This is a genomic window from Pseudomonas sp. DTU12.3, from assembly GCF_004124275.1.
Lineage (GTDB): Bacteria > Pseudomonadota > Gammaproteobacteria > Pseudomonadales > Pseudomonadaceae > Aquipseudomonas > Aquipseudomonas helmanticensis.
The window spans coordinates 5,527,054-5,551,666 of the sequence record NZ_CP027218.1 but is presented as its reverse complement, the minus strand read 5'-3'; the positions used below and the strand labels follow the sequence as shown (position 1 = coordinate 5,551,666).

Here is a 24,613-nt window from a genome sequence, read left to right as displayed (position 1 = left end):
AGATCGCAGCCTTCGGCAGCTCCTACATGGATTGCATTCCAATGTAGGAGCTGCCGAAGGCTGCGATCTTTTTTTCAGATGCGGCGAAAAATTCGTCACTACTCTGACGTCAAACTTCACACAATGACCATTCGGCGCCTGCTGGTTCTATCTGGCTTGCGCAGCGGACTTTTCTTCTATTCTCAGCTCAAGGATATCGACAGTATCACTGGATCGAGCCAGTCCTCCCGTGGGGGCTGAATACCGGCTTCACCGAGGGTCGCCGCCATGTCGCGCAACCTCTGTCTCACCCGTCAGTGCCTGGGTCTGGTGACCCGAATCGAATGCGCCATCAAGCCGTTGGCCGGCGATAACGGCATGTGGACGCTGCTCTTCGCGGCCGGCATGGCCGGCGAACAACCTTCCGCGATCAAAGCCCAGGGCCCGTTTCACGGACCGATCGCCGCCGAGTCGATTCTCGACACCATCGTTGAAAGTCTGACCCTGCACGGCTACGAACTGGCCGATGATCCGCAGATCTGGAGCCTGCACCTGCAAGCCCAGCTGCGGCAGATCAACGGTGGCCGCAGTCGCAGCCTCAATTAACACCTACCCTGTAGGAGCTGCCGCAGGCTGCGATCTTTTGATCTTGCTCCTCAGGGAGCAGTCTCCGGCACCTGCGCCTTGTCGAGTTTGACCTCAAAGCCATATTGCACGGTGGCGAGGTCGGTTCGTTGATAGGTTTCCACGTGTGTCGGATGGCCGTAGAAATAGTGCACGCCGAACAGTGCCGGGCCTTCTGCCTTCGCATCGTGGCTGACCGAAAGAATCTGCTTCAGGTAATTGCCGCTGTCGTCCTTGACGAAGAAACGCCATTCGTTGGCCGGAAACAATTTCAGATCCACCATTAGCGTGTTGTTCTTGATCTCCAGGCCTTTGGGCAGGGACTTGGCGTCGTACGCTTGCTGGGCCACAGTGGCGAGAAACAGCGGCATCGAACCGACCGCGATCGCCGGGGTTTCCGGAAACAGATTCAAATCGTAGGTAATCGTCGCTTGCAGCGGATCTACCTGATACGCCTCGGGCGGTAATTCGATGGGCTCGTCGAGTTTGCCGTTGTGTTTTTCCGTGAAGAACGTCACCGGGCTTTCACCGGGGCTGAAGTCATCGCCGAGCAATTCATCGTTGAACGTGCGGCGATGGGAAAACTCGATACGGGCAGCGCTCGGGTCTTCGACCGACTGATGAATACGGATCCCGGCTTTCAGCTGTTCTTCCGTCAGGCTCGCGCCTTTGAGCCAGCTCGCGGCCTGGTCGTCGTAAACCACCACCGGCAGATCCAGCGGCTGTATGGCTTTTTCCGTGGTGTGCTGGCTGAACGCGCGGATCGGCAGATCCAGCGCCTTGCGGGTCACCGTGGCAGACGAGAAATCCAGCACGCTGACTTCCAGAGTCTCGATCGGGCCGTTGAAGTAGACCTTGTTGTAGCGTCGCGGGTGTTGTTGTTCGAAAGTTTGCTGATCGTTGGTCAGCTGTGTTTCCAGGCTATCGGTCCAGCTCTTCTGCTGTTGCAGGTGCGCCAGTTGTTTCTCGTAGAAGGCCACTTGCTCCGGGCTCTCGTTGATCGAACCGGCGCGCACCAGGTATTGCCCGGTGTTGTCGCGCGCCTGCACGATCAGTGGATTGAGCGGGGTGCCAGCGACTTGCGCGGCGAGGGGCAGGCTGTTGCTGACTTCGACTTCGGCGTAGTTCTTCTCAAGTTTGAGCAGTTTGACGCTGAGATTGTCGTTGGTGCGGGTCTGGCCGAGGTCTTTTTTCGTCAGATCGAAAGTGTACAGGCGACGCGGTGCGATGACTTCGACCTGGCCTTGCAGGCTCACCGGTTGCGGCTGGGTCTTCTTGTCGACATCCAGGCCCTCGATGAACGGGTAGGTCACGGTCAGGTCATCGGGGTTGGTGACGTTGGAACTGGACGGGCTGAGCTGAATGCCGGGATCGGTTTCCGACCATTCCGGCTGCCAGGCAATCACGCGTTTGTTGCTCAGGGTCACCGATTGCCATTCCACGCCATGCGGGAACAGGAAGCCGCCGGGGGTGTTGAGAATGAACGGGAATACCGGTTGCAGATCGGTGAGGTAGTCGGAGCTGGCGTCCTTGTGCAGGACGAACAGGCCGTTGATAAAGGTGTCGACCAGCGCCTGCGGGGTAGGGTAGTGCTTGAGTACGCCAAGGGCGTCTTCGCCGTATTCGATACGCATTGGAATGCCGTCGAGTTTCTGCTGTGCACGTTCGAGCAACAGCAACGAGCCGCCGAGTTCGCTGACGGCGTCCTTGAGCTTCGGATCGGTAATGGCGTCGAGCGATTGTTCAAACTGTGCGGTCTTTTCTTCAAGGTTCAGCGCGTGCTTCTCTTCACCCGGCGAGCAACCGCCGAGCAGCAGGGCGAAGCAAATTCCGGCGGTCGTTAACGGCAATCGCACATCCATTTCCACACGTCCTGTCCACTGTCGCTGGGCTGTCAATGGTTTGGACACTAGCAGAAAAAAAATGCCACACACACGCAGGTGACGGATTTGCGGGCGGTTTCTGGCTGTCATCGGTGGCTGGTATACTCGCCGCCATTTCCAGCCCCCTGTGTGAGATTCAATGGAACGCTTTATCGAAAACGCAATGTACGCCTCGCGCTGGCTGCTGGCGCCGATCTATATCGGGCTGTCCCTCGGGCTGCTGGCGCTGGCACTGAAATTTTTCCAGGAAGTTTTTCACATCCTGCCCAACGTCTTCTCGATGGCCGAGTCGGAGCTGATTCTGGTGCTGCTGTCGCTGATCGACATGGCGCTGGTCGGCGGCCTGCTGGTCATGGTGATGATTTCCGGCTACGAGAACTTCGTCTCTGAACTGAACATCGATGAAGGCAAGGAAAAGCTCAGCTGGCTGGGCACCATGGACTCTTCATCGTTGAAGATGAAAGTCGCCGCTTCCATCGTGGCAATATCTTCGATCCACTTGCTGCGCATCTTCATGGACGCCAAGAACGTCGATCCCGAGCATCTGATGTGGTACGTGATCATCCACATGACTTTCGTGATCTCGGCATTTGCCATGGGCTACCTGGACAAGCTCACCAAGCACTGATCAACCTCTGATCACGGCAATGAACACCGCCCGTCTGTTGTGAAACAGACGGGCGGTGTCGTTTGTGGCTTGTGCTTTGGGGCGCGCGGGCATATCCCTGTAGACGTCCTGATTCGCCACCGCGTGAGGTGCGCTGATGAACCTGCAAGAGTTGAATGCGTTTGCCATTGCCAGGAAGGTCGATGAGCTGAACCTGATCTCCATGGAGGGCGGGATTTATCTGCTCGAAGCGCGCATGCATGGCGCCGCGTATCCATTGAGTGATCCCAAGGGCAACATGCTGACGCTGCGTTCGGTGGAGCATGCGCGGGATTTGCTGCATGCCTTTCCGGTGCTGCCGTTCAACCTCGTACACACCTCGGTACATGATGAAATGTGCGGCATGGGCCCTAGCAGCGAGGAAAGCCTGAAAGTGCCGCTGGCCTGGCGTTCGGCCCTATAGGCCTTGCGCGCCATCGCCGGAACATCTGTGCTAGTCTGCTCGCCCTTTTGGTTCCGGGCGCGCCGGGACGCGCTGTGCACGCACGGCAAGTCTTGTGGCCGTCCGCACAGCGGAGCAGTGTCATGTCCGAAGTAAATCTGTCCACCGACGAAACCCGCGTCAGCTACGGCATCGGCCGTCAGCTGGGTGATCAGCTGCGCGACAACCCGCCACCTGGCGTTAACCTGGACGCGATCCTGGCGGGTCTGACCGACGCTTTCGCCGGTAAGGAAAGCCGTGTTGGCCAGGAAGAGATGTCCGCCAGCTTCAAGGTTATCCGCGAAATCATGCAAGCCGAAGCCGCTGCCAAAGCTGAAGCCGCTGCTGGCGAAGGCCTGGCCTTCCTGGCTGAAAACGCCAAGCGTGATGGCATCACCACTCTGGCTTCCGGCCTGCAGTTCGAAGTGCTGAGTCAGGGCGAAGGCGCCAAGCCGACCCGTGAAGATCAAGTGCGTACTCACTACCACGGCACACTGATCGACGGCACCGTGTTCGACAGCTCCTACGAGCGTGGCGAGCCTGCAGAATTCCCGGTTGGCGGCGTGATCGCTGGCTGGACCGAAGCACTGCAACTGATGAATGCCGGCAGCAAATGGCGCCTGTATGTGCCGAGCGAACTGGCTTACGGCGCTCAAGGCGTTGGCAGCATCCCGCCGCACAGCGTTCTGGTATTCGACGTCGAGCTGCTGGACGTTCTGTAATCCCGGGCCTGCCTTGATGGCGGGCTAATGTGGGAGCGGGCTTGCTCGCGAAGGCGGTGTGACAGACAACCTATGTGTTGGATGTTGATCAGTCTTCGCGAGCAGGCTCACTCCTACAGTTTTTACCGGGTTTCATAATTCGATCTTGTGATGTAGCTCACTGGTCGGGCGCAATGCCCGGGCGTAGCAGAACAGGAACAGATTGCGCACCAGCTCCTTGAGCACCAACGGTTCGCTGGAATTCAGGCTGCTGACGTCCAGATCCCCTTGATCCTGCAGTTCATGCAAGGCTTCCTCTTCAAGCACCGCACAGACTTCACCGGTCTCCCGATGGAGGATTCTGAGGTAAGGGTGTGGGCGATCCAGCCAGGCGTCGATCAGATAAGTCATGGTTCTCATCTCCATTGAAGGTATTTGATGAGAATAATTCTTATTATCTAAATAGCAAGCGCCTATTGGCAGATTGTGAATTTTTCCGGGTAAAGATTGCGTAAGGTCAAAACGGCTGGCGTTTGGCTATTGCGCGGTTTTATCGGGTTGAAACGGGGGGAGGGTGAAGCGCCATCCCACGGCTGGCGCGGGATGGATGACAGCAGAATCAGACTTTTCTGACGAACTCGGATTTCAGTTTCATCGGGCCGATGCCGTCGATTTTGCAGTCGATGTCGTGGTCGCCATCGCACAGGCGGATGTTCTTGACCTTGGTGCCGACCTTGACCACCAGCGAGGTGCCCTTGACCTTGAGGTCCTTGATCACGGTGATGGTGTCGCCGTCCTGCAGGACATTACCGACCGAATCTTTCTTCACGGCATCATCGGATGCCACTTCGGCTTCGCCACTGGCGGACCACTCGTGGGCGCACTCAGGGCACACCAGTTGGGTACCGTCTTCGTAGGTGAATTCGGAATTGCATTTCGGGCAGGGTGGCAACGTGCTCACTAAGGCTCCTTGGGTAGGGATCGCTAAAAGTCGCACATTGTATAAGGTTTTAACGGCGGGAGGGCATATCGCACAAACAACTGTGGGAGCGAGCCTGCTCGCGAAGGCGTTTTGTCAGTCAGCATTGATATCGACTGGCAGAATGCTTTCGCGAGCAGGCTCGCTCCCACAAAGGGCAGAATCAGTGCGTACGCGCGACCGCAAACTCGCTCAGTTCAACCAGCGCATCCCGGTATTCACTGGCCGGCAACGCCTCAAGGCACTTGATCGCACGGGCCACGTAATCACGCGCCAGTTGTGCGGTGTACTCCAGCGAACCAGAGGCTTCGACGGCAATGCGAATGCTCTCGAGATCTTCGATCCCGCCTTTCTGGATCGCCTGACGCACCAGCGCAGCCTGTTCCGGCGTGCCTTCGCGCATGGTGTAGATCAGCGGCAGGGTCGGCTTGCCTTCGGCCAGATCGTCACCGACGTTCTTGCCCAGGGTTTCCGCGTCGCCCTTGTAGTCGAGCAAGTCGTCTACCAACTGGAACGCCACGCCGAGGTGATCACCAAAGGTGCGCAGCGCTTCAGACTGTTCAGGCGTTGCCTCGCACAGGGCTGCGGCGCTGTGGGTCGACGCTTCGAAGAGCATCGCGGTCTTGCCGCGGATGACTTCCATGTAGGTTTCTTCGGTGGTGCTGGCGTCACGTACCTTGGACAGCTGCAACACTTCGCCTTCGGCGATGATGCGCGTGGCCTGGGACAGGATCTTCATCACCGGCATCGAACCCAGTTCGACCATCATTTCGAATGAGCGCGAATAGAGGAAGTCGCCGACCAGCACGCTTGGCGCGTTGCCCCACATGGCGTTGGCGGTCGAGCGGCCACGGCGCATGCCGGACATGTCGACGACATCGTCATGCAGCAGGGTCGCGGTGTGCAGGAATTCGATGGTGGCGGCGAGCAGGCGCAGATCGTCGCCTTCACGGCCCAGTGCCTTGCCACACAGCAACACTAATAAAGGACGCAGGCGTTTGCCGCCGGCCGACGTGATGTAATCGCCGATTTTCGATACCAGCGGCACTCGGGAAGTCAGCTGCTTCTTGATGATGCCGTCGACGGCGCTAAAATCGTCCGCCACCGCGCGGTAGAAAGCTTGGGGTTGCATCAGCGAGAGTCGCTCCAGAAGGGTTGCGCGGCATGCTAGGACCCCAGTCCAGACCTGTCAAGGCGCGGTCGGGCACTGTGAAAGCTGCTGCGCTCGGTAATCCTGCGTCAAAAACAGGCTCGGAATGCTCATTTACAAACCGTAAACTCCGCTTCCTCGCCTGTTTTTTCTTAGTATTCCCTTCGCTCGCGACGCTTTCACACCGCCTGAAGGCTACTTGCGTGACTGTCGCGCCTTGCGTACAATCGCGCACCCTGAACTTCCTGGGCAGCACCTGCCTTACGCAATTGCAACAGGCCTTCCAGCCTAATGCAGCCATGCCAGCCAATACCTCTTCTTATAAAGAGCTGGGTGAGCAGGATTATCGGAGAAATACCATGTCTTATGCAGTAATCGTTACTGGCGGCAAGCAGTACAAAGTCGCCCCAGGTGAATACCTGAAGATCGAAAAACTGGAAATCGCTACCGGCGAATCCGTTACCTTTGATCGCGTTCTGTTGGTTGCCAATGGCGACGACGTGAACATCGGCGCTCCAGTTGTTGCTGGCGCTACCGTTGTGGCTGAAGTGATCTCCCAAGGTCGTCACGATAAAGTCCGCATCATCAAGTTCCGTCGTCGTAAGCACCACATGAAGCGTATGGGCCACCGCCAGTGGTACACCGAGATCAAAATCACCGGTATTCAGGCTTAATTTCAGCCTAATTCCTCACTAGGAGAATTGACTCATGGCACACAAAAAAGCTGGTGGTAGTACCCGTAACGGTCGCGACTCAGAAGCCAAACGCCTTGGCGTTAAGATGTATGGCGGCCAGAAAATCATTCCGGGCAACATCATCGTGCGTCAGCGCGGCACCCAATTCCACGCCGGTTACGGTGTAGGCATGGGTAAAGATCACACCCTCTTCGCTAAAATCGAAGGCGTGATCAAGTTTGAAGTAAAAGGCGCGTTCAACCGCCGTTACGTGAGCGTTGTCGCAGCTTAATTGCGCAATCGCTGGAAAAGCCCTGTCTCGCGACGGGGCTTTTTCGTTTGTGGGGTGAGTCTCTTGCAAAACTGTTTGTATGGGCTGTCGGCGTACGATGTAGGTCGTGGATTGGGGTCGCTGCGCTCATTTTTGCAAGAGTCTTATGTCTTGATTGTTTTTCGGCTCGTCCGTACGGCGAGAGGCGTTGGTTATGAAGTTTGTTGATGAAGTATCGATTCGCGTAAAGGCTGGTGATGGCGGCAATGGCGCCATGAGTTTCCGTCGGGAAAAATTCATCGAAAACGGTGGCCCGAACGGTGGTGATGGCGGTGACGGCGGTTCCATCTACATGATGGCTGACGAAAACCTCAACACCCTGGTTGACTACCGTTACACCCGGCACTTCGATGCCGAGCGTGGCTCCAACGGTGGCAGCACCGACTGCACCGGCAAAAAGGGCGAGGACCTGATCCTGCGCGTGCCGGTCGGCACTACGGTGATCGACTCCGCTACCCAGGAAGTCATCGGTGACCTGACCAAAGCTGGTCAGAAGCTGATGGTTGTTCAGGGCGGCTGGCACGGTCTGGGTAACACCCGTTTCAAATCGAGTACCAACCGTGCTCCGCGTCAGACCACTCCGGGCAAGCCGGGTGAGCAGCGCGACCTGAAACTGGAAATGAAAGTACTGGCCGACGTCGGTCTGCTGGGCTTGCCGAATGCCGGTAAAAGTACCTTCATTCGTTCGGTTTCGGCCGCGAAGCCGAAAGTTGCCGACTATCCGTTCACCACGCTGGTGCCGAACCTCGGTGTGGTCAGCGTCGATCGCTGGAAGAGCTTCGTCATTGCCGACATCCCGGGTCTGATCGAAGGCGCTTCCGACGGTGCCGGCCTGGGTATTCGTTTCCTCAAGCACCTGGCGCGTACGCGTCTGTTGCTGCACCTCGTCGACATGGCGCCCCTGGATGACACCAGCGCGCCGGATGCTGCTGAAGTCATCGTCAACGAGCTGATCAAGTTCAGCCCGTCCCTGGCTGAGCGCGATCGTTGGCTGGTGCTGAACAAGTGTGACCAGATTCTTGAAGAAGATCACGATGAGCGCGTCAAGGAAATCGTTGATCGCCTCGAGTGGACCGGTCCGGTCTACGTGATCTCGGCCATCGCCAAGATCGGTACCGAGCGTCTGTGCCACGACATCATGCGTTACATGGAAGATCGTGCCGATCGCCTTGCTGCCGACCCGGCTTACAAGGAAGAGCTGGCCGATCTCGATCAGCGCATCGAAGACGAAGCGCGCGCGCAGCTGCAGGCACTGGATGACAAGCGTGCCCTGCGTCGCAGTGGCGTGAAGTCGGTCCATGACATCGGCGACGATGACTGGGACGAAGAAGATGTGGATGACGAAGACGGTCCGGAAATCATTTACGTGCGTGACTGATTCGTTGCGATAAACTTGAACGCCGCTCAATCGAGCGGCGTTTTGGTATCTGGAAATCGGTTGTTGGTCGGTAATGGCCAAGAATAACGTCACGGGCGGCGCTGGGTCGCGCTGCCCTCAAGCTAAGGTTGAAGATGATGCGGAGCAAGGTGACAGGTGCGCAGCGTTGGGTCGTGAAGATCGGCAGCGCTTTGCTGACAGCTGATGGCAAAGGGCTGGATCGCGCGGCAATGAGTGTCTGGGTCGAGCAGATGGTGGCGCTGCATGAGGCGGGCGTCGAGCTGGTGCTGGTGTCCTCCGGGGCAGTAGCAGCCGGCATGAGCCGTTTGGGCTGGACCGCACGACCCAGTGCGATGCACGAACTCCAGGCGGCTGCAGCGATTGGCCAGATGGGTCTGGTGCAGGCATGGGAATCGAGCTTCGCCGAGCATGGCCGGCACACCGCGCAGATTCTCCTGACTCACGACGACCTGTCCGATCGCAAGCGCTACCTCAATGCCCGCAGCACCTTGCGCGCGCTGGTCGAACTGAAAGTGATCCCGGTGATCAATGAAAACGACACCGTGGTCACCGATGAAATCCGCTTTGGCGACAACGATACGCTGGCTGCGCTGGTGGCCAACCTGGTCGAGGCGGATCTGCTGGTGATCCTTACCGATCGCGACGGCATGTTCGACGCTGATCCGCGCAACAACCCTGATGCGCAGCTGATTTACGAAGCGCGCGCCGACGATCCGAGCCTGGACGCGGTGGCGGGCGGTACCGGTGGGGCGCTGGGGCGCGGCGGCATGCAGACCAAGCTGCGGGCGGCGCGACTGGCGGCACGTTCCGGTGCGCACACCATTATTGTCGGCGGGCGTCTTGAGCGCGTGCTTGATCGCCTGAAAGCAGGCGAGCGCATTGGTACGTTGCTGTCGCCTGAGCGCGGCATGCTCGCGGCGCGCAAGCAATGGCTGGCCGGGCATCTGCAGACGCGCGGCACCCTGGTGTTGGATGATGGTGCGGTGGCGGCGTTGTCCAAGGGCAACAAAAGCCTGCTGCCGGTGGGTGTCAAACTGGTTCAGGGCAGCTTTCGTCGCGGTGAGATGGTGGTCTGCGTGGCGCCGGACGGTCGTGAGATCGCTCGTGGCCTGGCTAACTACAGCGCGCTGGAAGCGCAAAAAATCATCGGTCAGTCGTCGGATGCGATTGTCGGTTTGCTCGGTTACATGGCGGAGCCGGAACTGGTCCACCGTGACAACCTGATTCTGGTATAAGGAAAACTTCATGCGTTTAGCAAAAGGATTGTTGGGCTTGCTGATGGCGCTGCCATTGCTGGCCTCGGCCGAAGAAATCGGTCAGGTGTCGACGGTGTTCAAATTTGTCGGCCCGAACGACCGGATCGTCGTCGAGGCGTTCGATGATCCGAAGGTTGAAGGGGTGACCTGCTACCTGTCGCGCGCCAAGACTGGCGGCGTGAAGGGTGGTTTGGGTCTGGCTGAAGATCGCGCAGAAGCTTCGATCGCATGCCGTCAGGTCGGCCCGATCAAGTTTAACGGTGAGCTGAAGGATGGCGATGAGGTGTTCAAGGAGCGCACATCGCTGGTGTTCAAGACCATGCAAGTGGTGCGTTTCCTCGACAAGAAGCGCAATACGCTGGTGTACCTGGTCTACAGCGACCGCTTGATCGAAGGCAGTCCGCAGAATGCCGTGACTGCAATCCCGATCCTGCCATGGGTGCCTGTCCAGCAATAACCACGCAAATCAAAATGTGGGAGCGGGCTTGCTCGCGAAGAGGTCGTGTCAGTCGATAGAGGTATCAACTGGCAGATCGCATTCGCTAGCAGCCCGCTCCCACATTTTTTTGCGCTGGATTTGTTAAATCACAGGCAATAAAAAACCGACCCTAAGGTCGGTTTTTTAATGACTACGTCGATTAAGCAGCTTCTTTCAGCGCTTTAACGTGGCCATTCAGACGGCTCTTATGACGAGCAGCCTTGTTCTTGTGGATGATGCCTTTATCGGCCATGCGGTCGATTACTGGCACAGCCAGAACGTATGCAGCTTGAGCTTTTTCAGCGTCTTTTGCGTCGATGGCTTTAACTACATTCTTGATGTAGGTGCGAACCATGGAACGCAGGCTGGCGTTGTGGCTGCGACGCTTCTCAGCCTGTTTTGCACGTTTTTTGGCGGAAGGTGAGTTGGCCACCGTCGAGCTCCTCGAAAGACTTTTTAGGAAATAGCAAACAAAATAGGCCGCGAATCATGCCGATGAGTTGAAGTCTTGTCAAGGGCACTTGAAACGTTCCGCTAAGTGGTAGGTATAAAGAGGCGGGATATTTATTTCCGGCGCTTGACCTGTAAACTCGCGAGCTTTGGCTCTGTGCTGCTGCGGCGCGGAGTATCGCACAAGTAGGCGCTTTGTTCGCCTGCTGTTTATCGACAGGCACAAATTCCCTCAATGAATCTGCTCAAATCGTTGGCCGCCGTCAGCTCTATCACGATGCTTTCCCGGGTTTTAGGGTTTGTTCGTGACACGCTCATTGCCCGTACATTCGGCGCCGGGATGGCGACGGACGCCTTCTTTATTGCCTTCAAATTGCCCAATCTGCTGCGGCGGATCTTTGCCGAGGGCGCTTTCTCGCAGGCATTCGTGCCGATTCTGGCCGAATACAAAAGCCAGCAGGGCGAAGAGGCGACGCGTACGTTCATTGCTTACGTTTCAGGTTTGCTGACACTGGTACTGGCGATCGTCACTGCGCTGGGCATGATCGCCGCGCCCTGGGTGATCTGGGCCACGGCTCCCGGTTTCACCGACACGCCGGAAAAATTCCAGCTCACCTCCGATCTGCTGCGGGTGACGTTCCCCTATATATTGCTGATCTCGCTGTCATCGCTGGCCGGTGCGATTCTCAATACCTGGAACCGCTTCTCGGTGCCGGCGTTTGTGCCGACCCTGCTTAACGTCAGCATGATCGTCTTTGCGTTGTTCCTTACACCGTACTTCGATCCACCGGTCATGGCCCTTGGCTGGGCGGTGTTGGTCGGTGGTCTGGCGCAGTTGCTCTATCAACTGCCGCACCTGAAAAAGATCGGCATGCTGGTGCTGCCGCGCCTGAATCTGCGCGATACCGGCGTGTGGCGCGTGATGAAACAGATGCTGCCGGCGATTCTTGGCGTGTCGGTCAGCCAGATTTCGCTGATCATCAACACCATCTTCGCCTCGTTTCTGGTGGCGGGCTCGGTGTCTTGGATGTATTACGCTGACCGCTTGATGGAGTTGCCGTCCGGCGTGCTTGGCGTGGCGTTGGGCACGATTCTGCTGCCGACACTGGCCAAAACTTACGCCAGCAAGGATCGCCACGAGTATTCGCGGATTCTCGATTGGGGCCTGCGCCTGTGCTTCGTGCTGGTGCTGCCGTGTTCGCTGGCGCTGGGGATTCTCGCCGAACCGCTGACCGTTTCGCTGTTCCAGTACGGTCAGTTCAGTGGCTTCGACGCCGAAATGACGCAGCGCGCACTGATTGCCTATTCTGTCGGTCTGCTCGGGATAATCGTGATCAAAGTGCTGGCGCCGGGCTTTTACGCGCAACAGAACATCCGTACCCCGGTGAAAATCGCAATATTCACTCTGGTGGTTACCCAGTTGTTCAACCTGGTGCTGATTGGTCCGCTGGCGCACGCCGGTCTGGCCTTGGCGATCAGTGCGGGTGCGTGTCTGAACGCCGGACTGCTGTTCTATCAACTTCGCAAGCAACAGATGTACCAGCCGCAACCGGGCTGGGCCAAGTTCGGTTTCAAACTGGTGGTGGCGGTGGCGGTGATGTCCGTGGTGCTTCTGGTCGGTATGCATTTCATGCCGCCATGGGATCAAGGACACATGCTTGAGCGTTTCCTGCGTCTGGGCGCATTGGTCGCGGCGGGCGTAGTCGCTTATTTCGGTATGTTGCTGCTGCTCGGTTTCCGCTTGCGCGACTTCAATCGCAAGGCCTTGAGCTGAGGTTTTACCCTTTATGGATGGGCGCGGGCCGGCAGTTTTGTCGGCTCGATCACTTTGCGTTACGGTGTTGCCTGTCGTCGACCGTCGGGTGTGGTTATAATCGACCACTTTATGAGCAAGAAGCGCGTTATGCAGCTGGTTCGAGGCCTCCACAACTTGCGCCCCCAGCATCGGGGCTGCGTCGCCACTATTGGCAACTTTGACGGTGTTCACCGTGGTCACCAGGCTATCCTGGCCCGACTGCGTGAGCGTGCGCTCGAGTTGGGCGTACCCAGCTGCGTGGTGATTTTCGAGCCGCAGCCACGGGAATTCTTTGCCCCCGAAACCGCCCCGGCGCGTCTGGCACGGTTGCGCGACAAGCTGCAACTGCTGGCCGCCGAAGGCGTTGACCGGGTCTTGTGCCTGGCGTTCAACCAGCGCTTGAGCAAGCTCAGTGCCAGTGAGTTCGTCGACACCATCCTTGTGGATGGTCTGGGCGTGCAGCATCTGGAGGTCGGTGACGATTTCCGTTTCGGTTGCGACCGCCTCGGCGATTTCGATTTCCTGATGCAGGCCGGGCAGGTTCACGGTTTTACCGTCGAAGCCGCGCAAACCGTCGAGCTGGACGGCATTCGTGTCAGCAGCACGCAGGTACGCAACGCCTTGGCCGCTGCCGATTTTGCCTTGGCCGAACGCTTGCTCGGCCGCCCGTACCGGATCGCCGGTCGCGTGCTGCACGGCCAGAAACTGGCCCGGCAACTGGGTACGCCCACTGCCAACATTCAACTCAAGCGTCGTCGCGTGCCGTTCACCGGGGTTTATCTGGTGGATGTCGATATCGACGGCAAGACCTGGCCCGGCGTCGCCAATATCGGCGTGCGCCCCACGGTACAAGGTGATGGCAAGGCCCACCTTGAAGTTCATCTTCTAGATTTTGCCGGCGATCTGTATGACCGGCGTTTGACGGTGGTTTTCCACCAAAAGCTGCGTGAAGAGCAGCGCTTCGCCTCTCTGGAGGCATTGAAAACGGCGATCAATGCGGATGTCGCCACCGCCCGTGCACTAGCCGCACCTAGCGCCCATCGCTAATGAAGAGCCTTAAATGACCGACTATAAAGCCACGCTTAACCTTCCGGACACCGCCTTCCCAATGAAGGCCGGCCTGCCACAGCGCGAACCGCAGATTCTGCAGCGCTGGGACAGTATTGGCCTGTACGGAAAGTTGCGCGAGATTGGCAAGGATCGTCCGAAGTTCGTTCTGCATGACGGCCCTCCGTATGCCAACGGCACGATCCACATCGGTCACGCACTGAACAAGATTCTCAAGGACATGATCATCCGCTCGAAGACCCTGTCGGGCTTCGACGCGCCGTATGTTCCGGGTTGGGACTGCCACGGCCTGCCGATCGAGCACAAGGTTGAAGTGACCCACGGCAAGAACCTCGGCGCGGACAAGACCCGCGAGCTGTGCCGTGCCTACGCCACCGAGCAGATCGAAGGGCAGAAGTCCGAATTCATCCGTCTCGGCGTGCTGGGCGACTGGGCCAACCCGTACAAGACCATGGATTTCAAGAACGAGGCCGGTGAAATCCGCGCCCTCGCCGAAATCGTCAAGGGCGGTTTCGTGTTCAAGGGCCTCAAGCCGGTGAACTGGTGTTTCGACTGCGGTTCGGCGCTGGCTGAAGCGGAAGTCGAGTACGAGAACAAAAAGTCCTCGACCATCGACGTCGCCTTCCCGATCGCTGACGAAGCCAAACTGGCTGCCGCGTTCGGTCTGCCATCGTTGAGCAAACCGGCGTCGATCGTGATCTGGACCACCACCCCGTGGACCATTCCGGCCAACCAGGCGCTGAACGTTCACCCGGAGTTCAACTACGCCCTCGTCGACATCGGCGACAAGCTGCTGGTGCTGGCTGAAGAGCTGGTTGAAGCCTGCCTGGCGCGCTACGGCGTTGAAGGTTCGGTGATCGCCACCACCACCGGTAAAGAGCTGGAACTGATCAACTTCCGTCACCCGTTCTATGATCGTCTGTCGCCGGTGTACCTGGCTGACTACGTCGAACTGGGCGCTGGCACTGGCGTGGTTCACTCCGCTCCGGCCTACGGCGTGGACGACTTCGTGACCTGCAAGAAGTACGGCATGGTCAACGATGACATCCTCAATCCAGTGCAGAGCAACGGCGTATACGTGCCATCGCTGGAATTCTTCGGCGGCCAGTTCATCTGGAAGGCCAACCCGGCCATCGTCGACAAGCTGACCGAAGTCGGTGCGCTGATGCACACCACCGTCATCGAACACAGCTACATGCACTGCTGGCGCCACAAGACTCCGCTGATCTATCGCGCCACCGCGCAATGGTTCATCGGCATGGACAAAGAGCCAACCAGCGGCGACACCCTGCGTGTGCGCTCGCTCAAAGCCATCGAAGACACCAAGTTCGTCCCGACCTGGGGCCAGGCGCGTCTGCACTCGATGATCGCCAACCGTCCGGACTGGTGCATCTCACGTCAGCGCAACTGGGGCGTGCCGATCCCGTTCTTCCTCAACAAGGAAAGCGGCGAGCTGCACCCACGCACCGTCGAGCTGATGGAAGAAGTCGCCAAACGCGTTGAAGTCGAAGGCATCGAAGCCTGGTTCAAGATGGACGCTGCCGAACTGCTCGGCGACGAAGCGCCGCTGTACGACAAGATCAGCGACACCCTCGACGTCTGGTTCGATTCGGGCACCACGCACTGGCACGTCCTGCGCGGTTCGCACCCGATGGGTCACGAGAGCGGCCCGCGTGCCGACCTGTACCTGGAAGGTTCCGACCAACACCGTGGCTGGTTCCACTCGTCGCTGCTGACCGGTTGCGCCATCGATAACCACGCGCCGTACCGCGAACTGCTGACCCACGGTTTCACCGTCGACGAAGCCGGCCGCAAGATGTCCAAATCGCTGGGTAACGTGATTGCGCCGCAGAAAGTCAACGACACCCTTGGCGCCGACATTATGCGTCTGTGGGTCGCTTCGACTGACTACTCGGGTGAAATGGCAGTTTCCGACCAGATCCTGCAACGCAGTGCGGACGCCTATCGTCGTATCCGTAACACCGCGCGTTTCCTGCTCTCGAACCTGAGCGGTTTCAACCCGGCCACCGACATCCTGCCGGCGGAAGAAATGCTCGCGCTGGATCGTTGGGCGGTCGACCGCACCTTGCTGCTGCAACGCGAGCTGCAAGAGCACTACGGCGAATACCGTTTCTGGAACGTCTACTCGAAGATCCACAACTTCTGCGTGCAGGAGCTGGGCGGTTTCTACCTCGACATCATCAAGGATCGTCAGTACACCACTGGCGCCAACAGCAAGGCTCGCCGTTCGGCGCAAACCGCGCTGTTCCACATCTCCGAAGCGCTGGTGCGCTGGATCGCGCCGATCCTCGCCTTCACCGCCGACGAACTGTGGGAATACCTGCCGGGCGAGCGTAACGAATCGGTGATGCTCAACACCTGGTACGAAGGTCTGACCGAACTGCCGGCCGACGTTGAACTGGGCCGCGACTACTGGGAACGCGTGATGGCGGTGAAAGTAGCGGTCAACAAAGAGATGGAAATCCAGCGCGCGGCGAAAGCTGTCGGTGGCAACCTGCAAGCCGAAGTGACGCTGTATGCCGAAGACGCGCTGAGCGCTGACCTGGCCAAGCTGAGCAACGAGCTGCGCTTTGTCTTGATCACCTCGACGGCCAGCGTGGCGCCTTTTGTTAGCGCGCCTGAAGACGCGGTAACCACCGAAGTCAGCGGCCTGAAGCTGAAGATCGTCAAATCGGCCTTCCCGAAATGCGCCCGTTGCTGGCACTGCCGCGAAGACGTCGGCGTGAACCCGGAGCATCCGGAAATCTGCGGTCGTTGCGTCGACAACATCAGCGGCGCTGGCGAGGTTCGTCACTATGCCTAATGCCGTTGGCCGTTTTGGACGGTTGAGCTGGCTCTGGTTGAGCTTGCTGGTTCTGGTCATTGACCAGGCCAGCAAGTTCTACTTCGAAGGCAAGCTCGAAATGTTTCAGCAGATTGTGATCATTCCCGATTACTTCAGCTGGACCCTGGCCTACAACACTGGCGCTGCGTTCAGCTTCCTGGCTGACAGCTCCGGCTGGCAGCGCTGGCTGTTCGCCCTGATCGCGATCGTGGTCAGCGCGGTGCTGGTGGTCTGGCTCAAGCGCCTGGGCCGCAACGAAACCTGGCTGGCCGTCGCTTTGGCGCTGGTGCTGGGCGGCGCGCTGGGTAATCTGTATGACCGCATTGCCCTCGGCCATGTGATCGATTTCATTCTGGTGCACTGGCAGAACCGCTGGTACTTCCCGGCGTTCAACTTTGCCGACAGCGCGATTACCGTTGGCGCGGTGATGCTGGCACTGGATATGTTCAAAACCAAGAAAACCGAAGAGGCCGTTCATGACTGAACAGGTATTGGCTGAGCAACGCATTGGCCAGAACACGGAAGTCACCTTGCACTTTGCATTGCGCCTGGAGAACGGCGACACCGTCGATAGCACGTTCGACAAAGCCCCGGCGACCTTCAAGGTCGGCGACGGCAACCTGTTGCCGGGTTTTGAGGCGGCGCTGTTCGGCTTCAAGGCCGGCGACAAGCGCACGCTGACCGTCGAGCCGGAAAACGCCTTCGGCCAGCCGAACCCGCAGAACGTGCAGATCATTCCACGTTCTCAGTTCGTCGATATGGAGTTGTCAGCGGGTTTGCTGGTGATCTTCAACGATGCGGCCAATACTGAGCTGCCGGGTGTGGTGAAGGAATTCGATGACACGCAAGTGACCATCGACTTCAACCACCCGCTGGCCGGCAAGACGCTGACCTTTGACGTGGAAATCATCTCCGTCAAAGCGCTATAACTGACCGCACGCGGTCCAAATGTGGGAGCGGGCTTGCTCGCGAATGCTGACTGACATTCAACATTGATGTTGTCTGACACACCGCTTTCGCGAGCAAGCCCGCTCCCACATTAGATTTTTGCTGTTTTTGAGCAATGTGCTCGATCAGCAGGACGTACCTATATTTCGCGCGCAAGACACGAGGCACAGCATGCAAATCAAACTCGCCAACCCCCGTGGCTTCTGCGCCGGCGTGGACCGGGCGATCGAAATCGTCAACCGCGCCCTGGAAGTCTTCGGGCCGCCGATCTACGTGCGTCATGAAGTGGTGCACAACAAGTTCGTCGTTGAAGACCTGCGCAGTCGCGGGGCGATCTTCGTCGAAGAGCTGGATCAGGTGCCGGACGACGTCATCGTCATCTTCAGTGCCCATGGCGTCTCCCAGGCCGTACGCACCGAAGCCGCCGGTCGTGGCTTGAAAGTGTTCGACGCAACGTGCCCGCTGGTGACCAAGGTGCACATCGAAGTGGCGAAATACAGCCGCGACGGTCGCGAGTGCATCCTGATCGGCCACGCCGGTCACCCGGAAGTCGAAGGCACCATGGGCCAATACGACGCTAGCAATGGCGGCGCGATCTACCTCGTCGAAGACGAGAAAGACGTTGCCGCGTTGCAGGTGCACAACCCGGAAAAACTGGCTTTCGTGACCCAGACCACGCTGTCGATGGACGACACCAGTCGCGTCATCGATGCCTTGCGCACGCGCTTCCCGGCCATCGGTGGCCCGCGCAAGGACGACATCTGCTACGCCACACAAAACCGTCAGGACGCGGTCAAGCAATTGGCCGACGAGTGCGACGTAGTGCTGGTGGTCGGCAGTCCGAACAGCTCCAACTCCAACCGCTTGCGTGAACTTGCCGAACGCATGGCCACGCCGGCCTATCTGATCGACGGTGCCGAAGACCTGCAGAAAAGCTGGTTCGATGGCGTTGAACGGATTGGCATCACTGCGGGCGCATCTGCGCCGGAAGTACTGGTGCGTGGCGTGATCCAGCAACTGCAAGCCTGGGGGGCGACCGGTGCCGACGAGCTGGCGGGTCGCGAAGAGAACATCACCTTCTCGATGCCTAAAGAGCTGCGCGTCCGTTCGATTTGACCCTTTCGGCTTTCTGACACAGCGCCTGCGCGGTTTTCACACTGCTCAGGCGCACACGACCGGTCGCTGCCAGCACCACCTGGAGCTGGCTGACCGGCTCGTGAGCCGAGCAAATATGTAGCGTCCCTGCCTGAAATGCCCGCCCGGGCATCAGTGGTTGCCCCAGACTGCTGAACCGCACATATCGACTCACTGCCCAATTGCCCACCACCGGCACCTGCGCATCACTGGCGTGCTCGCGCAATAACGGATTGCTCGCATCTTGCGGCCCCTTGCCGCTGATATCCAGAATGATCCGCCAGCCCTGGCTCCAGTCGCCGTTGATGCCATGGATCACCACGCTCTGATTGTGTGTGATCGCCATCGATCGGGCGTTGCGAATACCGTCGAGCAACGACTGCGCAGCCACCTCCCGATGGCTGGATGCCTTGAGCGTGGCAAATGCCGGACTGACCAGCAGCAGAACAATTGCGCCAATCGCCAGTCCCATAAGCAGTTCGATCAGGCTGAAACCCTGTTGCGACATGAAAATTCCCTCCCTGGAGCGTGATGAAAGGCGCGATCCGTGCGCCAGGCAGGACAAATCAACCGACACAGGTCGGTCGAATGTTCTAGCGTGTAGAAGCAGGTATAGCCGACGGCAACGGAGGGCATCGATGGATCTTCGTACAAAAGGTTTCACGCTGGTCGAGTTGCTGGCCGCGATTGCGATCTTCGTGATCCTTGTCACCCTGGCGGTGCCGGCGTTCACCAGTTCCATTCAGCGTAGCAAGGCCGATACCGAGGTGGGCGACCTGCAGCGCGCACTCAGTTTCACCAGGCTCGAAGCGATTGATCGCGGCACCACCTTGCGCCTGCGCCCGACGGCGGGGGGCAGCGTCTGGACCGGTGAATTGTCGGTCTACGACAGTACTGGCACGCCGGCCAATGTATTGCGGGTTGTTCCAGCGATGAGCAGCGGCGCCACTCTGACGCTAACCTCTGGAGTGACTGCGCTGGATTTCAATAACCTCGGCGGTCTGGCGGCACCTTCGACGGCGGTGGTCATCAGTTACACGCTGGGAACGCAAAGCAGGACGCTGAACGTGTGTCTGAACGGACGAATTCAATTGGGTGGAAGTTGCGGATGAGGGCAGGGAGCAAGCACGCACAGGACGGCATGACGCTGATCGAGGTGCTGGTCGCGTTGTTGATCCTGACGGTCGGGCTGTTGGGCGCGGCGGCGGTGCAATTGAATGCGCTGAAGTACACCGACAGTTCGCGCATGACCAGTCAGGCCAGTTTCATCGCCTACGACATGATGGACCGCATCCGTGCCAACTCCGGTGCTGATTACACCGTCACGCCACCGACCTCGGGCAACCTCAGTGTTGCGCGGGATCAGGACCTCTACGACTTCACCAGCAACATCGTCAACTTCGGTGGCCCGACCGCCACGGGCAGCATCACCCTCAATCAACGCGTGTACACCATCACCATTACCTGGAGCGATGCGCGCGCAGCCAACACCGCCAGTGCCCCGCGCAGTTTCGTGCTGAGCAGCCGTGCCGCGGTTGATCCGGTGGCGACGCCATGAACCGTCATGCGCGTGGTTTCGGCCTGATCGAGTTGCTGATTGCTTTGGCGCTGGGGCTGATTGTGGTGCTCGGCGTGGTGCAGACGTTCATCGCTGCAAAAAACACCTATGTCAGCCAGAACAGTGCCGCGGCGATGCAGGAAGACGCGCGTTTCCTGCTGAGTAAAATGATCCAGGAAATTCGCATGGTGGGGATGTTCGGTTGCCTTGGCACTATCACCGATTCGAGTACGGCGGGGGATTTCAACGCCGTGCAAATCACCCCGATCAGTTGGGACAATGCCAACCTTAAACTGACGCTGGTGACGGCCGATGTCGGTGGCAGCGGCGGCACGCCGACCTGGACGGTGGTTTCCGATTGCCGTAACACCTCGACCGCTTACACCGGTTTGCGCAGCGCGGCGACCGGGCAAATCGCCTTCCCGATCCGGCGACTGCTCTACAGTTTCAGCAACAACCAGATCCTGATGGGCACCGGCAGCGGCACGCCGACCCAGCAGGTACTGATCAACAACGTCAGCGCGTTCACCGTGACCTTCGGTCTGGCCAGTTCGGCGACCGATGTGGCAGCTTCGACCTACAGCGCCAACCCCAGTGATCCGGCGCGCATTCGCAGCGTGCGCCTGAGCCTGACCCTCACCGACCCCAACAGCCGGGTCGCCGCGCAAACCTTCAACGTGGTTGCCGCTTTGCGCAACCGTCTGCAATGAGGGGCGTAACGATGAGGCGCTCTCTGCACAAGCGTCAGGCGCAGCGCGGGATGATATTGCTGGTCACGCTGGTGTTCCTGTTGTTGCTCACGGTGATCGGCCTGTCGTCGATGCAAAGCGCCAACCTGCAGGAAAAAATGGCCGGTAGCGTGAGCCTGCGCAATCAATCGTTCCAGACCGCCGAGGCGGCGTTGCGCGTAGGTGAAAGTGCGGTGCAACTGGACAACTACACGCTGGCGGTGTGCAGCGGCACCACGCAATGTGCGCCACCGGCGGAATCGTCAGTGGTCAGCGCTGCGGGGCTCAACTCGACGTCCAGCGTCACCTGGATCGCCGCCGGCAATGGCTTTTACGGGGTACAGAACATCGGCACGACCCTTACCGCCGTGAACGTGCCGAGCAATACCTCGGCGACCTTGTATCGAGTGACCGCTGTCGGCATCGCCGGCACTTCGCGTAGCGTTGTGGAGAGTGTTTATGCGAAGTATTAAACGCTGCCGGTCACTGCTGATCGGCATGCTGCTGAGTTTTTATCTGGCAGCGCCGGCGTATGCGTTCACGCCGTCCGATTCGCCGCTGTTGAGTGCGGCAGCGGTGGCACCGAACGTGATGTTGCTGATCGACGATTCAGGGAGCATGAACAGCATCATCTACGCTGCCGGTTTTGATCCGACGGTCGATCGCACGCCGGCCCGGCAATGCAACGCGTTGCTCGGGTTATGCCTGAGTTCGACAACGATTACCGGCGACCCGATATTCCTTTCCAGCCTGCCGACTGCCGGTTGCTCCGGCGGCGCCTATGCCTTCTACAACAACAGCCTCGCGCCCCTGTGCCTGAAACTGCCAGACCCGGTGGGAAGCGGTAACACCCGCTATACCGGCGATTACATCTCCTATGTGGTCAGCCTCGCCATCAACAATGGCACGCGCGATTTCACCACGGGGGCGATCCCCAACGATTACCGGATCAACGTTGCGCGTAACGTTTCCACCGCACTGGTCACCAGCAACCGCACATTGCGCATGGGCCTGTCGACGTTCAACCCGGTCACCAGCAACAACTCCGGCAATGGCGGTTACATCGCCCGGGCGATCAGCGATCTGTCACCGGTATCCGGCAGCGTCACCCAGGCGCAGGCCGACACCAACTACAACGCGCTGATCTCCTCGATCAACGCGTTGAGCGCCGTCGCCAATACTCCTCTGGCGGAAACCTATTACGAGATCACCCGCTACATGCGCGGCATGGCGCCGTACTACAACAGCACGCCGAGCACCTACACCAGCCCGATCCAGTATCGCTGCCAGAAAAACTACGGTGTGGTGATCACCGACGGCTTGCCGACCTATGACCGTACCTTCCCAAGCAATGACCCACTGGGTGGCAGCCGTTTGCCGAACTGGGATGGCGTCAACAATGACGGCAACAACCTCAATGGCGACAACGAAGGCGATACGCTGTATCTGGACGACATCGCCAAGTTCGCGTTCGACATCGACATGCGTTCGAGCGGTACCGATGCTGCCGGCAAGAGCTGGAACGCAGTGGATTTTCCCAAGCAGAACATGAACACCTACACCGTGGGCTTCACCGCTGCCAATGACATGCTCTCGGATGCCGCCAGTTACGGACAGGGCAAGTATTACCAGGCGACCGACAGCACGGGACTCAACGCCGCGTTGTCGTCCGCCTTGAGTGATATCACCTCCAAGGCCGGTTCCGGCGGCAGTGGGGTCACCAGCGGCACCACGCTCGCCAGCGGCACCAGCTATTTTCAGACCAGCTACGACCCCAAGGACTGGCGCGGCACGATCAAGTCATTCGGCTTCACTGCGGCCGGTGCGGTGAATACTTCGACGACACTCTGGACCACTGATACGACCATCGTCCCGGGCGCCACCGCACCGACCTATCAATCGTGGAACACCACCAGCAACGCTGCAGTAACCCTGGCCTACGGCAACTTTTCCGCCACTCAGCAGACCACGCTCGGTCAGAGTCTGCCCACCGGCATCAGCGGCAATGATCTGGTGGAGTGGAGCAAAGGTACCAACAAGACCGGGCTCAAGGTGCGCAGCGTGCTGCTCGGCGACATCATCAACTCGCCGTTGGTACTGGCGTCGCCTTCGGACAAAACCGCATCCGATCTGTCCGGCGACACCACGTACACCTCTTACCTGACCACCAAAGCGGCAAACATGAATGCCAGTCTGGTGGCGAACGCCAACGACGGCTTCGTCAACGTCATCAACTCGGCCAACGGCACCCGGCGTTATGCCTACATGCCTTCCAGTGTGTTGCCGTCGTTGCGTTTTATCGCCGATCCAACCTACATCAACGGTGTCAGCCACAAGTTTCTGGTAGATGGGCAGGTCGCCGTGTATGACGCCCAACTCAATAGCGCATGGAAAACCCTTGCTATCGGCGGTACGGGGGCAGGGGGCAGGACGTTCTATGCACTGCAATTGTTCGACGCCTCGGCGGGCAACGTTTTGCGCGCGTTGTGGGAGGTCAGTGCACCCACGACCGCCAACACTGCCAATGTGTTTAATGATCTGGGTTATGCCTATGCCCGCCCCGAAGTGGCACGCTTGGCCGATGGTCGCTGGGCGGCGTTCATTTCCAACGGTTACGGCAGCAACTCCGGAGTGGCAGCGCTGTATGTTCTGGATGTTCGCGACGGTTCGCTGATCAAGAAAATCGTTATCGACAGCACGGAAACCACCAACGGCTTGTCCTCGGTAAAGCTCAAGGTCAACTCCTCGAACGTGGTCCAGGCCGCCTATGGCGGCGACTTGAAAGGGCGGCTGTGGAAGTTCGATCTGAGCGCAACGTCCACCGATAGCTGGGGGGTAGCGTTTTCCGGGAAGCCGTTGTTCACCGCGGCGGGCGGCGCAACTCAGCCGATCACCACGCAGCCGTTGCTGGCGGATAACTCATTGGGCGGCAAACAGATCTTTGTCGGCACCGGTAAATTCAACGAAACGGCCGACAAGACCAACAAGGACTTGCAGGCGTTCTATTCGGTGTGGGATGCCGATGGCGGCTCCGGGCAGCTCACCGTCAGCAGTTTGCAGGCGCAAGCCATCACGGGGGTTTTCTCCGGCAGTAGCGGGCAGTTCGTGACAACGACGCAGAACGATACGACTTATCCAGGAGAGAAGGGCTGGTACCTGCCGTTGGTGTATAACAGCGCGCTGATCGGTGAACGGGTGATCAATCAGGCCAGCCTGGTTCTGGGACGTATCCTCTTCACCACGGCGAGTGTGGATACCACCGATCCCTGTTCGAGTTTTGGTACGGGCAAACTGGTCGAAGTCGATGCATTCAGCGGTAAGATGCTCAACTATGCGGTGCTCGATACCAACGGCGATGGCGTGGTCGACAGCAATGACACGATTTCCAGTGGTGTGATATTCACGGGTGGCATCCCGACCCTGAACGCTGTCGTCAACGGCGCGACGCGCAAGATCTTCAACGATTCCAGCGGCAACATCACCACCTTGGTGGAAAAGGGCGGCGGCGGTAGCCGTCGTATCATGTGGCGACAAATACAGTAAGC

At 58.9% G+C, this 24,613-nt stretch carries 26 protein-coding genes; 20 read left to right on the top strand and 6 right to left on the bottom strand.

The genetic code is table 11. The features are described 5' to 3' along the window. The first annotated feature begins 267 nt into the window (after positions 1-267). On the top strand, positions 268-585 hold the full coding sequence (locus C2E19_RS25490) for a hypothetical protein (RefSeq protein ID WP_064392388.1): 318 nt from the start codon (positions 268-270) through the stop codon (positions 583-585). Between the two features lie 50 nt (positions 586-635). Here the strand turns inward: C2E19_RS25490 and C2E19_RS25485 are convergent, their stop codons facing one another. Continuing rightward, positions 636-2,465: a hypothetical protein gene (locus C2E19_RS25485; protein WP_129395587.1), complete on the bottom strand. Its 1,830-nt coding sequence runs from the start codon at positions 2,463-2,465 to the stop codon at positions 636-638. A gap of 160 nt (positions 2,466-2,625) precedes the next feature. Between C2E19_RS25485 and C2E19_RS25480 the strand changes: the two genes are divergently transcribed. The 3 genes from C2E19_RS25480 to C2E19_RS25470 all read left to right on the top strand — a co-directional run bounded on the left by C2E19_RS25480 (position 2,626) and on the right by C2E19_RS25470 (position 4,296). Continuing rightward, on the top strand, positions 2,626-3,114 hold the full coding sequence (locus C2E19_RS25480) for a TIGR00645 family protein (protein WP_129395586.1): 489 nt from the start codon (positions 2,626-2,628) through the stop codon (positions 3,112-3,114). Positions 3,115-3,250: 136 nt separating this feature from the next. After that, positions 3,251-3,556, top strand: a complete 306-nt coding sequence (locus C2E19_RS25475) for a DUF6482 family protein (protein ID WP_129395585.1) — start codon at positions 3,251-3,253, stop codon at positions 3,554-3,556. 122 nt (positions 3,557-3,678) lie between these two features. Continuing rightward, positions 3,679-4,296 carry an FKBP-type peptidyl-prolyl cis-trans isomerase gene (locus tag C2E19_RS25470; protein ID WP_129395584.1) on the top strand — a complete coding sequence of 206 codons (618 nt, stop codon included), beginning with the start codon at positions 3,679-3,681 and terminating at the stop codon, positions 4,294-4,296. 132 nt (positions 4,297-4,428) lie between these two features. Here C2E19_RS25470 and C2E19_RS25465 read toward each other — a convergent pair whose 3' ends face one another. The 3 genes from C2E19_RS25465 to C2E19_RS25455 all read right to left on the bottom strand — a co-directional run bounded on the left by C2E19_RS25465 (position 4,429) and on the right by C2E19_RS25455 (position 6,386). Continuing rightward, positions 4,429-4,686 carry a hypothetical protein gene (locus C2E19_RS25465; protein ID WP_034153845.1) on the bottom strand — a complete coding sequence of 86 codons (258 nt, stop codon included), beginning with the start codon at positions 4,684-4,686 and terminating at the stop codon, positions 4,429-4,431. 208 nt (positions 4,687-4,894) lie between these two features. Beyond that, positions 4,895-5,236 (bottom strand): zinc ribbon domain-containing protein YjdM, encoded by a 342-nt coding sequence (locus C2E19_RS25460; RefSeq protein WP_129395583.1) that lies wholly within the window; start codon positions 5,234-5,236, stop codon positions 4,895-4,897. Positions 5,237-5,417: 181 nt separating this feature from the next. Next, entirely contained in the window at positions 5,418-6,386 is a 969-nt protein-coding gene (locus tag C2E19_RS25455; RefSeq protein WP_129395582.1) for a polyprenyl synthetase family protein, read from the bottom strand. Between the two features lie 377 nt (positions 6,387-6,763). Between C2E19_RS25455 and rplU the strand changes: the two genes are divergently transcribed. The 5 genes from rplU (at position 6,764) to C2E19_RS25430 (ending at position 10,521) form a co-directional block, all read left to right on the top strand. Continuing rightward, on the top strand, positions 6,764-7,078 hold the full coding sequence (gene rplU / locus C2E19_RS25450) for a 50S ribosomal protein L21 (protein WP_003176051.1): 315 nt from the start codon (positions 6,764-6,766) through the stop codon (positions 7,076-7,078). Positions 7,079-7,112: 34 nt separating this feature from the next. After that, complete coding sequence (gene rpmA / locus C2E19_RS25445; RefSeq protein WP_003176049.1) at positions 7,113-7,370, top strand: 50S ribosomal protein L27; 258 nt, start codon at positions 7,113-7,115, stop codon at positions 7,368-7,370. A 193-nt stretch (positions 7,371-7,563) separates the two neighbouring features. Continuing rightward, a complete protein-coding gene (cgtA, locus tag C2E19_RS25440) occupies positions 7,564-8,787 on the top strand; it encodes an Obg family GTPase CgtA (RefSeq protein WP_129395581.1) in 1,224 nt (407 codons plus the stop codon). Positions 8,788-8,924: 137 nt separating this feature from the next. Beyond that, positions 8,925-10,043: a glutamate 5-kinase gene (gene proB, locus C2E19_RS25435; protein ID WP_129396178.1), complete on the top strand. Its 1,119-nt coding sequence runs from the start codon at positions 8,925-8,927 to the stop codon at positions 10,041-10,043. Between the two features lie 10 nt (positions 10,044-10,053). After that, on the top strand, positions 10,054-10,521 hold the full coding sequence (locus C2E19_RS25430) for a CreA family protein (protein ID WP_129395580.1): 468 nt from the start codon (positions 10,054-10,056) through the stop codon (positions 10,519-10,521). A 181-nt stretch (positions 10,522-10,702) separates the two neighbouring features. On the opposite strand, the gene rpsT is transcribed toward C2E19_RS25430, so the two are convergent. Next, positions 10,703-10,975 (bottom strand): 30S ribosomal protein S20, encoded by a 273-nt coding sequence (gene rpsT, locus C2E19_RS25425; protein WP_003228351.1) that lies wholly within the window; start codon positions 10,973-10,975, stop codon positions 10,703-10,705. A 252-nt stretch (positions 10,976-11,227) separates the two neighbouring features. On the opposite strand from rpsT, the gene murJ reads away from it, so the two are divergent. The 6 genes from murJ to ispH all read left to right on the top strand — a co-directional run bounded on the left by murJ (position 11,228) and on the right by ispH (position 18,764). Next, positions 11,228-12,766: a murein biosynthesis integral membrane protein MurJ gene (gene murJ / locus C2E19_RS25415; protein ID WP_129395579.1), complete on the top strand. Its 1,539-nt coding sequence runs from the start codon at positions 11,228-11,230 to the stop codon at positions 12,764-12,766. Positions 12,767-12,895: 129 nt separating this feature from the next. Continuing rightward, positions 12,896-13,834, top strand: coding sequence for a bifunctional riboflavin kinase/FAD synthetase (ribF, locus tag C2E19_RS25410; protein WP_038361708.1), 939 nt, complete (start codon positions 12,896-12,898; stop codon positions 13,832-13,834). 13 nt (positions 13,835-13,847) lie between these two features. Beyond that, positions 13,848-16,679 (top strand): isoleucine--tRNA ligase, encoded by a 2,832-nt coding sequence (ileS, locus tag C2E19_RS25405; protein ID WP_129395577.1) that lies wholly within the window; start codon positions 13,848-13,850, stop codon positions 16,677-16,679. Beyond that, entirely contained in the window at positions 16,672-17,184 is a 513-nt protein-coding gene (gene lspA, locus C2E19_RS25400) for a signal peptidase II (protein ID WP_053123968.1), read from the top strand. Before ileS ends, lspA begins: the two co-directional genes overlap by 8 nt. 7 nt (positions 17,185-17,191) lie before the next feature. Further along, entirely contained in the window at positions 17,192-17,629 is a 438-nt protein-coding gene (gene fkpB / locus C2E19_RS25395) for an FKBP-type peptidyl-prolyl cis-trans isomerase (RefSeq protein ID WP_174823982.1), read from the top strand. Between the two features lie 190 nt (positions 17,630-17,819). Beyond that, positions 17,820-18,764 (top strand): 4-hydroxy-3-methylbut-2-enyl diphosphate reductase, encoded by a 945-nt coding sequence (gene ispH / locus C2E19_RS25385; RefSeq protein ID WP_129395575.1) that lies wholly within the window; start codon positions 17,820-17,822, stop codon positions 18,762-18,764. On the opposite strand, the gene C2E19_RS25380 is transcribed toward ispH, so the two are convergent. Then, positions 18,736-19,290, bottom strand: a complete 555-nt coding sequence (locus C2E19_RS25380; RefSeq protein WP_129395574.1) for a GspH/FimT family protein — start codon at positions 19,288-19,290, stop codon at positions 18,736-18,738. The genes ispH and C2E19_RS25380 overlap by 29 nt on opposite strands. 130 nt (positions 19,291-19,420) lie before the next feature. Here C2E19_RS25380 and C2E19_RS25375 point away from each other — a divergent pair, with 130 nt between their 5' ends. Genes C2E19_RS25375 through C2E19_RS25355 form a run of 5 tightly spaced genes read left to right on the top strand, consistent with a single transcriptional unit; the run spans position 19,421 to position 24,611 of the window. Next, entirely contained in the window at positions 19,421-19,894 is a 474-nt protein-coding gene (locus C2E19_RS25375) for a GspH/FimT family pseudopilin (protein ID WP_129395573.1), read from the top strand. Next, complete coding sequence (pilV, locus tag C2E19_RS25370) at positions 19,891-20,340, top strand: type IV pilus modification protein PilV (RefSeq protein WP_129395572.1); 450 nt, start codon at positions 19,891-19,893, stop codon at positions 20,338-20,340. Before C2E19_RS25375 ends, pilV begins: the two co-directional genes overlap by 4 nt. Beyond that, positions 20,337-21,050, top strand: a complete 714-nt coding sequence (locus C2E19_RS25365) for a PilW family protein (RefSeq protein WP_129395571.1) — start codon at positions 20,337-20,339, stop codon at positions 21,048-21,050. Before pilV ends, C2E19_RS25365 begins: the two co-directional genes overlap by 4 nt. A gap of 11 nt (positions 21,051-21,061) precedes the next feature. After that, the gene (locus C2E19_RS25360; RefSeq protein WP_129395570.1) at positions 21,062-21,541 is read left to right on the top strand and encodes a PilX N-terminal domain-containing pilus assembly protein; all 480 of its coding nucleotides are present in this window, start codon (positions 21,062-21,064) and stop codon (positions 21,539-21,541) included. Continuing rightward, a complete protein-coding gene (locus tag C2E19_RS25355) occupies positions 21,528-24,611 on the top strand; it encodes a pilus assembly protein (RefSeq protein ID WP_129395569.1) in 3,084 nt (1,027 codons plus the stop codon). The genes C2E19_RS25360 and C2E19_RS25355 overlap by 14 nt, the downstream gene beginning before the upstream one ends. The last annotated feature ends 2 nt before the right edge of the window (positions 24,612-24,613 follow it).